Origin of the sequence: uncultured Pseudosulfitobacter sp., from assembly GCF_963976325.1 — a bacterium.
Lineage (GTDB): Bacteria > Pseudomonadota > Alphaproteobacteria > Rhodobacterales > Rhodobacteraceae > Pseudosulfitobacter.
This window is the reverse complement of the sequence record NZ_CAXBJW010000004.1, coordinates 159,079-168,506: the sequence shown is the minus strand read 5'-3', so window position 1 is coordinate 168,506 and position 9,428 is coordinate 159,079. Positions and strand designations below refer to the sequence as shown.

Annotated in this window: 7 protein-coding genes and 1 pseudogene; 3 read left to right on the top strand and 5 right to left on the bottom strand. The window is 51.5% G+C overall.

The window, feature by feature from the left end:
- The 3 genes and pseudogenes from AAC077_RS13920 to AAC077_RS13910 form a co-directional block, all read left to right on the top strand.
- On the top strand, positions 1–1,400 hold a 1,400-nt coding region (locus tag AAC077_RS13920; RefSeq protein WP_339770592.1), incomplete at its 5' end, for a Z1 domain-containing protein.
- Positions 1,397–2,458, top strand: a complete 1,062-nt coding sequence (locus tag AAC077_RS13915; RefSeq protein WP_339770590.1) for a PD-(D/E)XK motif protein — start codon at positions 1,397–1,399, stop codon at positions 2,456–2,458. The genes AAC077_RS13920 and AAC077_RS13915, both read left to right, overlap by 4 nt.
- 30 nt (positions 2,459–2,488) lie before the next feature.
- Positions 2,489–2,612, top strand: a pseudogene (locus tag AAC077_RS13910) (IS3 family transposase); the annotation flags it as partial.
- A 193-nt stretch (positions 2,613–2,805) separates the two neighbouring features.
- Here AAC077_RS13910 and AAC077_RS13905 read toward each other — a convergent pair.
- From AAC077_RS13905 to AAC077_RS13885, 5 genes are all read right to left on the bottom strand, one after another.
- Complete coding sequence (locus AAC077_RS13905; protein ID WP_339770588.1) at positions 2,806–3,363, bottom strand: hypothetical protein; 558 nt, start codon at positions 3,361–3,363, stop codon at positions 2,806–2,808.
- Between the two features lie 214 nt (positions 3,364–3,577).
- Positions 3,578–4,144, bottom strand: a complete 567-nt coding sequence (locus AAC077_RS13900) for a recombinase family protein (RefSeq protein ID WP_339770586.1) — start codon at positions 4,142–4,144, stop codon at positions 3,578–3,580.
- Between the two features lie 369 nt (positions 4,145–4,513).
- Positions 4,514–6,685, bottom strand: a complete 2,172-nt coding sequence (locus AAC077_RS13895; RefSeq protein ID WP_339770584.1) for a hypothetical protein — start codon at positions 6,683–6,685, stop codon at positions 4,514–4,516.
- Positions 6,682–8,502, bottom strand: a complete 1,821-nt coding sequence (locus AAC077_RS13890) for a hypothetical protein (protein WP_339770581.1) — start codon at positions 8,500–8,502, stop codon at positions 6,682–6,684. The genes AAC077_RS13895 and AAC077_RS13890 overlap by 4 nt, the downstream gene beginning before the upstream one ends.
- 187 nt (positions 8,503–8,689) lie before the next feature.
- The gene (locus AAC077_RS13885) at positions 8,690–9,334 is read right to left on the bottom strand and encodes a hypothetical protein (protein ID WP_339770579.1); all 645 of its coding nucleotides are present in this window, start codon (positions 9,332–9,334) and stop codon (positions 8,690–8,692) included.
- Positions 9,335–9,428: the final 94 nt, after the last annotated feature.

The window sequence follows — 9,428 nt, the reverse complement described above, 5'->3', positions numbered from 1 at the left end:
GTGGGTCAAATCTCGGTGAAAATACCGGGTCAGTTCTCAGTGACAATCAACAGGTCGAAAACCTACTAATCACGGAGGTGATCCCTGGAACAAGGATCGCCGTGGTCAACAGCGACCCTAACGCTGACGATCGTCCTGCTTACGCTCCAAGCCAGGACACAGGCACCGGTAAATGGAAAGCACCTCGCGACCTTTGCACGATCTTCATCTCAGGGAATGTCATGGCCCGGGGACTGACGCTGGAAGGGATGACCACGGCGTTGTTTCAACGTTCATCGGCCAACCCGTTGGCAGACACTCAGATGCAGATGCAGCGCTGGTTTGGCTACCGCGGGTCATATATTGAACTGTGCCGCGTCTTCGCCTCCAGCGACCAACTCTCCCTCTTCCGTGACTATCACGATGTAGATGAAGCGGTTCGAAACTCCATTACTGAGCGCATGATGAGCGACGCCCCTAAACCTGCCGTCTTGCAGGGGCTCAATTTCGCAGCCACAGGCAAGATCGCAGGCGTGGGCACCCTTCCAATATCTCCAGGTGCACGGCCCTTCATTACAGTCATAAATGATAGCGGACAGCAGGATCCCAATGCAAAAATCGTGGCTGGACTCTTCGACCGGCCATCAAGCGACCTCACTGTCGCCAAGGTGCTGCGGGGCCGGATCCTAGATGTTCCACTCGAACTGACCGAGGCCGCCGAACTCTTGGATCGTCTCACTTTCGCGGATTACCGACCCGGGAACGAGGGGTTTCATGCAGACATCTGGCGTGGTATCGAAGCCCGCGCAAGCGCGCTCGCCACACTGGCCGATGCACCTTTCTATCGCCCTCCGGCGAGGAATGGTAAGGGAGACCAGCCGAGGCGGGCCTGTCCCTATGCCATCGCCGCCTACCTTCGGCTTTGGTCGGCCAGCCTCACTCGGTCGATCACGGGCCTATTTGTCACCGGCCAGCCCGGTGATCGATGGTCCTACGCCGACCTCTCGCGCAAGAACGCTGAGCAGCCACGGTTCTGGATCGGCATTCGTTACGGAGAAGGTGCCACCGTATCCAAAGGTCCTCTAGCACAGTTGCCATTTAACATACGCGCCACCACCAAGAGGGTGACCGGAGGCGAACTCAAGACCACTTGGGGTGCGAGTGACCCCAACGCCGGACCGAGCCAGTATCGCGGCGACGTCTATTTCGACTATTACCACCGTTACGCTGAAGTGCCGTCGAGCAACAACACAGGTTGGCGACCCAGCGGATCCGACGGTCAAATTCTCTTCTACGTCAATCAACATCCGGACGACGAGCACCCCACGGTCGCAGTTGGAGTCTGCCTCCCTGCGGGAGGTCCGGAGCAGTTTTCAGCCACCCGTGCTGGGGCAACCATCGTTAAGAAGGATTTCCCATGACCAGCTACGAAGCAGTTCTAAACCAGATCAACGTGCTTCCAACGGGCGCAGGTGGAGAAGACCGAGACATTACTTGGTTGACTGATGCGAAGGTAATTGGGGTCGCTCGGAATAGTCGCAGTCACTTGGAACTGTTCCTTGCAGGCGACGAGTTAAGGCCCCGAACCGCCACAGTGAAGACTGCGATGCACTATCACTCCTGGCACCGTGACACACTGCCTCCGCTAAATGCCAACCGGATTTGCTTGCCCGCGCTAGGGCATTTCGACCAAGTTGGTGCATTTATTGCCGCTGAACTGCTGCGCGAGAAGGCTGATGCTAATTTGGAGCGCGCCTTTGCCGTCACTGAGCCGCTGATCCAACTCGCCATTAAACGCATGGAGATCTCCGAAAACGCTATCCTTGGACTCGTCGGGGAACTGCTTCTACTCGACGCTCTCTGCCGTCGCGCGGCCGATCACCAGGTCGGACCAATCGTTCAGGCTTGGGATGGCTGGCGCCGCTCCGCAAGGGACTTTACATGGGAAGGCACGGGGATAGAGATAAAAACCACTACGCGCACCACCTCAAGTCACGCCATCCATGGCGTTCACCAAATCGAACCCGCCCCCGTTAGTGATGACGACGCTGGGGAAGAGCGCCTGCTCCTCGTAAGTATCGGTCTGTGCCAAGCAGATCTCAATACGCCTGCTTTGTCGATCCCTTCCTTGGTGGAGAGCATTCTTAATCGACTCAACGCCACCGGAGCTAGCGGCTTGATCGAAGAGTTCCTCACGCGCGTGTCTGTATACGGCGCAGAGTCGGGCATCGGATACGAGCATACCACAATGGTCAACGAGGCACCGTTCACGACTACATTTAATGTGAACTTCGTCCGTGGGTATGACATGGTGGATCCGGCCGTCGAGGTTTTGCGACGCGATGACGTCGTCACCCATCAGCATGTGGATGCCCAGTCGGTCACCTTCCGTGTGGAACTGCCCGCGACGATCAGCTTGAACAACCCCATCGTAGGCACCAGGCGCGTCGTGGAGACGATCCTTAGCCCGCAAAGTTAGAGGCTGTTGATCTCTTTGCGAACTGACCCCCGGGAAATTGCTTGGTCGATGCAAAGTCGGCAGACAACGGATGTTGTTCTGCAGGCATTGCTGTTGGCACAAGCCCGGGGGGAAGGAACTGTTTCACTCAGGTCAGAGTAGTCAGTTCACCAGTTCACTTTGACCCGCCAAGCAGACTTTTGGTCGTCGGAAAATGCTGCGCGACGCACCGCTTCGGTGAAGCTGCGGCGCAGCCTGGTCATCCGGCACCAGGGTCAGCTCTGGGCCGAAAGCAGTGGCCGCTCAGCAATGTTACAATGCTAAATCGGCGGAGAGTAGAGTAGTCGGGCGCTTCCTGTTTGAATCGGTTACGTCGCGTGCAGTAAGTTCATCAATTCACGGGTGTAGGTCTCTGCTGCCTTATCTTGATCTTCAAATGTTCCATTCTGAAGCTCCCCTTCACCCGTCTTTCCAACTTGACGCAAGAGTAGGTGAAGGTAAGGCTTGCTCGCCACGTCATCCTGGATCCACGCTAGACTGAGGTTCGTCTTGGTGGCCGTTTTGTACGAGATATAAACGTCAACGTATCTTGTTCCGTTGATCATGTACCCACCAGTCTTAACTCCGTTCTTAAGCTGATTGCCTGACAGGTCAAATTCGGCGGCAATCCGTTCGTAGAGTGCTTGGAGAAATTCTCGGCCTTGCTCATCTTTTGGTCCGCCCAAGCGCGTGGCGATAGAGGGTGAAACTATGCGAAGACGCTTCATAATAGCTTCATCAAGCTTTTCACGGTCTACGTCTTCTAAATCTGGATGGCGGTGAATATTCTCATGAAGGCGTTTGAGCGCCGCCGCATCATCAAGCTCCTGAATGCGCCCCAGCGTTGCTTGAACCTGTTCTTGAAGTTTCTTCGCATCAGAGCCCATAGGTTTCCACCTCACCTTACTTCTAGAAAAACCGCTCTTCCACCTAAGGCGAATGAGACTGCGATTGCCAGTTCATTTCTCTCCCAGTGGGTCGGCCCGGATCTAGCTAGTTTCCGGGTAGCATAGACCAGTTGGAACGGCTGCTAACCATAAGCTACAGCGCAACAAGCGGATCAGCCTGAGCGTCTGCTATGGGCCGGATGGGTGCGTCAACTTACTCCGAACTAAGGTAGCGATAGACGGACGAGCGAGCGACCCCCAGTTCCTTCGCTATCGCAGTCGGAGTCATACCCTGCTGACGAAGGGACAGAACCCTGTCAGCATCGATTGTCACCGGACGCCCCTTGAATGGACTGTCAGCCCCCTTTGCGAGCGCGGCGTCTATGCCTTCGCGCTGTCGGGCCTTCCGCAACTCAGTTTCGAATTCACCTATCGCGCCAAGCATGTTAAAGAACAGACGCCCCTCTGCCGTGCTCGTGTCTATGGACTGTTCCAACACAACCAGATCTACCTCACGTTCTTTCAGGTCATGGGTAATGTTCTGCAGGTCCCTTAATGACCTTGCCAATCTATCGAGGCGGGTAACGACCAGCTTGTCGCCCTTGCGGATCCCCCTGTGCAACAACGCTTCCAATTCAGCGCGACCGGTGCGAGATGTTCCTGACACCTTCTCCTGATACATGTGGTCCAATTTGACACCTGCGCGCGTCAGCGCATCGATCTGTGGTTCGATGTTCTGTCCTCGACTGGAAACACGTGCATACCCGATCATCTCGCCCATCTTTACCTCCAAGTGTCCGACTAGACTGTCTCAGAAAACTCTACCGTCCGAAAGTTGATTCGTTAAGTCTATTCGGACACATTCACACCGATTTTTTGCGTCTTGAATGGGTATACTCAATTCGGACCCGGTTTGTGGCGACGACGTGGGAGGATTGCTTATGCTGCTTGCCCGTTGATACTCCTAAAAACGGTAAAACTGCAGATTTCAGGAAACAGTGTCATGAGAAACTGTTTGAGACGAAGGGAGCAAGAATGGTCAGGAAGCGCTGAAAAACGCATGGGCAATGTCGAGGGGACGGTAGCTGAGGGAGACCTGTTTCGACATTAGGCCAGCTATACAACAAAGCGATTTATTCAGAGAAAGCCGTTAGCCAGTCATCAGCGTAAGAGGCCTATACTCGCGAAGTGCGGTGTCCACAGCATCCTCTGTCGGCGCTTTCAAACCATTTTTTTCTATCCAATCGGAAACCCATCGCAGCTTAGCTAGCGCCCAACGATCGCGGCCATCCAGCCCGAGAGCCTTCTCACGCACATCCACCAATGCCTCTACCGCGGCACGTAGCATAGGAGCGACAGAAAGTTGACCAAGAAGTTCTAGAACTAGATCGCCCTCACTTTGTAGGTTTACTCTGATGGCGTCGATAAACCCCTGTTCTCCATCCGCCCGTCCCGGCATGGCCCCAATCAAGAACTCAATATTTCTCAGAATCAAAGGGGTAACATGCCCATCAGGAACGATCGGATGGCCGTCGCTTGAACGGCGTGAATGCCATGTCAGGAGTATAGAATTCGTTGTCCTAAAGACATCGAGAAAATTCGGGAGGCCGTTAAGGTTACCCCGCTTAACATGCTTTGATAGTTTCTCTTTCTGGTGTCGTTTTACGAATTCTCTAATCGCTTCCCTAAGCTCGCCTAGGTCACCTTCAATAGATATTCCTTCCCATCCGTTTGGGGAATCTGACACGAACGGATCGCGGGGCTTAAAATTTTTCCCCGCGGTCGTTCTCCGCTTATCCTCATTGTCGAAGAACCTAATATTGGTGTTTCGGAAGAACTCGATAACGTCCCTAGTACCGTCAAGGGAATCAACAAAACTGTTCAACCCTTCCCCCGTTTCTGCAATGCGTTTCAGGGGATTTCCGTGCGATCTTCCAGCTTCACCTTCCCGAAACATCCGATTCAACTGCGCCAATGCGACTCTATTACTTTCGACGGATTGGCCCTCCTTCTTGCCAGTTAGCTGACAGATGGCGGCTCGTTCAATCTGCGAAACTTGCACGGGATCAAACTCAAGATAAGCACGCCCGCTACTGGTGAGTGAAATTGGTAGCGAAAAGCTCGAATATTCCTGACCAACGTTCCTAATGGAGAGCACCAGATCCGAAACGCCTTTGGAATCCTTAGTGTCCACTTGGACCTGCCCATCTTCGAATAGCATTGCAGAGAATAGCGTGATCAAATTAGTACTTTGTTTTTCGTCACCAACGCCCGGTTCGTCAATATCTCCGGGAACGAAATCTTTTGGGTCGATTTCCGTGAGCTTCAGGTCTTCTTCATCGAAAAGGTGGTCAAATCCATCAGCCGTAACGAACCAAACACCGGTTTCAATGTTGTTGCCGCCAAGCCCGTAGTCCGTGGCGTTGGCACTACCTGCCAGCCAAAAGGTCCCAATTTCCGTTTCGAACGCAAAGGCCTTCGCGTGCAAACGTCTTCCGGGGGGCGGAGATGCTGCCAATAACCTCCCATTCAAATCTGTTGAAAACATCGCAGCGAGTTTTTCACTAGACAATTGGCTGTATTTTGGCTGGGCAACCACATCCATTTTGGCACTTGGCCAATACCGCGAAATTCGTTCCAGCGTTCGGAGATCTTTATCATAGAACGGTGAGATTATGGACACCTTGCTAACATCTCTTCCAATTAGACGTGTTCTGACCTGCTCCAGCAAGGGACTGTCCATTGAATTTAGCAGAGCAACCTTAGACGGTGTTGCAATCTCTAAGACGTTTAGATCAAGCCAAGGAAAAACTTCCTCTACTGGATTGAAGAAGTGCTCCTCTAGCACTCGCTTTGCCATTTTGGTGGCGTTAGAGTAGCCGCGAATTGCCCTATAAATATGACGAACAATTGCTGCATTATCAGTCTTTAGTGGCAATTCTTGCTCATTATCGACAAAAAAAGTAGAACAGAGCTCCATGTTATAGGCCACACCGGCACTAGTGCAGTTTGCGCTACCAACCATGGCGGTAGCAGTTTTTTTCCCCAAGACCAAATACAGCTTGGGATGAAAAACACCGTGAGATGGGCTGACTGGTAGAACCAAATATCGACGATTGAATGACGTGCCTTCAATGCCTCGATTAAGCAGCTCGGCGTACCGTCGGCTATCCATAAGTATAAGGATAGTCGAGGCACTTCCAAAACCTTTGGTTTTCAGAAAACGGCCTTCGAAAAATTCCGGATCAAAGTCATATGTCGCGATGAATGCAAACTTCCCCACATCTCGATCGAAGGTCTTCAGAATATCCAAAGGGTTCATTTTCCTTCACCTTTTTTAAGCTGCGTATTCAACCACAATAACCCTACTGAAGTCATGGCTACCTGTTTTTCATCATCTCTTTCAAGCAACCCAAGATCCACTAAGATCTGAACGGCGCTGGGCAATCTGGCATTCTCAGGGCGCGGATCGGTATAGTCTGCGCCAGTGCCTACTATTATTGTACCATCCAGATGGAACAGCGCCGAGCTACCTCCAAATCCTCGATCGTAGCTCATACGTTGATGTTGGATAATGATGTATTTCCAAACAATGCTGCTCAATACTTCGCGGTTGCTCTTTTCCCACCAATGACCCTCGAAGTTATCAAGCCAATCACATAATCCACTCAAAGAGATGTCTGATGTGGGATCGCTCACATGGTTCCGGTACCAATTGTCATAACGAGAACCCATCTGGCCTTGATATCGAAGCACCGCTACGAAAAGGAGCAGTGCTGACAGCCCTATTCCACCCATTCCATTGACTTCATTCTTATTCAAGAGAACCTCAGCAATCTGATGTTCGTTCAACTTTCCAGTGGCAACGGCCCCAACGATCGTCTCAGGATGGATCGGAGGATGCTCTTCCATGTCCCAGCCTGCAGCTTTGAGGGTTTGGGCAGGAGTCATTGCCATGAAATCATCGCCAAAATCTCTATCAAGCACATCAGATAGTCGAGCAGAAATCACTTTCCCATCGTACTGGTCAAGAAGATGGGATTTTGCAATTCCACCTTCATGGTCCCGAACCACTCTCACGACAGAGACAAGAATCGACTGGAGAGCCATGGCCAAGTTGCTGTGAAAGTAGAAGACTCTCCAACGTTTCGAGATATCAACTAGCTCTTCCGGAAGCTTGACCGGAAATCCTTCGCCGTCTTGCCCGCTTTCGCTGACTTCTCCAAGATATATCAGTTCCGAGAATACTTCCTGACTAAACTGGACCCCTAGCTCTTCACATTTTCGGACGCACTCTAACACGAGCAGCAATGACATCCGCCGCGTGTGATGCGCGGACTCAGCGTTTTCTCGATCACATGAAAAGAAGACTTCTGTAAGTATCCGGCGATCTGACGCCAATGGGTCATTTATTTCGCATAGCCCCGCTTTTGAGCCGAATTCGATCAAAACTTCTCTGTCAACGACCGACTTTGAAGACCAACTATTCGACAAATAGTCAGTGTTCTTGATTGACTCGCGAAATGCCGCGGCTAACTTTTTCCCGCGGGCCGACAACCTTGAAAGATCAACTTCCGCTTGATTTTGGCCAAGCATGTTAGTTTCGAGGTCGACCTCCTCGTTCATCTCAGCCTTCGCAGTTTCGAACAAACCAAGATTTACAAGCGATGCTTGATACGCTGCGCCCAATTGGCCCTGTGGCGAATCCAGATGCAACCAAGCCTCAAGGTCGTAATCGTCCTTTGGTAAAGCCGTAGCAATCGTCGAAGCCTTGTTAGATCCACCAAGTGCTCCCCCTTCACAGGCTTGACCTTTGTGATGCAATACAGCGCCAAGCACCATCGCCCTCTCACGAACGACAACGCCAGTTATTAGGCCACGATCGCTCATCTTTCCTTTCTCTGATTTTGCATAATCTTCGATCGCCCAAGGAAAGAACGCATAGTATCTCGCCCTCGGTGTGATCGAAGTAATGCAGTGCAATAGTTCCGCGGCCAGTCTAGCTGAGACTCTTAAATTCAGTCCTAGCGGGTCTTGTGCGCTCGCGGATGGAAGTTCTTTACTCCAACGCAAAAGGGCCATTTGATCAGGCAACTTATCGAGGTCCAGAACTTTATTCAGCTCAGCATATTCCGCCATCGTAAATCTCTCGCACTAGACTGATTTCTCATCACGTTTGTTTCAATAGCCTGTGGCAGAAATTAGGCAGGAGAAAATTCGGTAGGGCCTTTGCAACACTGCTGCATCAATTTTCTTTGTTAGTCATCGAAGCCGCACGAGACTGCCATGACGTTCCTGTTGGTCCAATCCACTACCGTTTTAAGGTCTACTTCTTTTTCGCATGAAAAATTATCTTTAGAGCTGCGGGAACCTCACTCTCACTTGTTAGCTTAAAGAGCGTATTACCTCGATCATCTTTAATCGGTAATTTCGCAACGGGCTCGAAGTGATCCACTGTTCCACGTACCGTCACTGACAGTTGTTGAATTTGGGGCTGGATGATTACATACCAGAAGTTATCTGGAGTATCTGAGAAGTTCCTCGATTTGCCTCGCTTGAAGTCGCCTGTGTAGCGCTGGCGAACGCCCCTCAACAAAGCTTCGGCCGCCTTGGCCATTGGGGGCTCCAGTAATTCCTTCACAAGCGACAGGAACTCTTGGTCTCCCGGACCGTACATTACACTTACACTCTGCACTTCATTTGAGACAATATCAGAAGCTGAAGCGGCTATCGCTGATACTGCTATGGTGTCGGCTAACGTCCCTACATTCAGAGCGATAGCATCTTCAAGATCGAACGTTAGTTCGGAACCATTCTCATTGAACTCATAGTTCTTCAGAAGAAGAACACTGCGCGGCCCGACAGATTTTGTCCCACCGCCAAATAGGCGGACTTCATGCGGTGCCATTTCGAGTTGCCACACGCCCCCTGCGATACTCTTTGCTTTACTAGCTGTTATTTTGATTCCCATATTGATCACCTCCAAATGCCATCTTAATGTCTATCTGCCCAGATTAATCTGCAGATAGCATACGTCAGATAATAGACCAATGGATTTCCAAGGT

Excerpts from the sequence above, each read along its gene's own strand:
- AAC077_RS13915 (WP_339770590.1), top strand. The coding sequence starts at position 1,397 with ATGACCAGCTACGAAGCAGTTCTAAACCAGATCAACGTGCTTCCAACG.
- AAC077_RS13905 (WP_339770588.1), bottom strand. The coding sequence starts at position 3,363 with ATGGGCTCTGATGCGAAGAAACTTCAAGAACAGGTTCAAGCAACGCTG.
- AAC077_RS13900 (WP_339770586.1), bottom strand. The coding sequence starts at position 4,144 with ATGGGCGAGATGATCGGGTATGCACGTGTTTCCAGTCGAGGACAGAAC.
- AAC077_RS13895 (WP_339770584.1), bottom strand. The coding sequence starts at position 6,685 with ATGAACCCTTTGGATATTCTGAAGACCTTCGATCGAGATGTGGGGAAG.
- AAC077_RS13890 (WP_339770581.1), bottom strand. The coding sequence starts at position 8,502 with ATGGCGGAATATGCTGAGCTGAATAAAGTTCTGGACCTCGATAAGTTG.
- AAC077_RS13885 (WP_339770579.1), bottom strand. The coding sequence starts at position 9,334 with ATGGGAATCAAAATAACAGCTAGTAAAGCAAAGAGTATCGCAGGGGGC.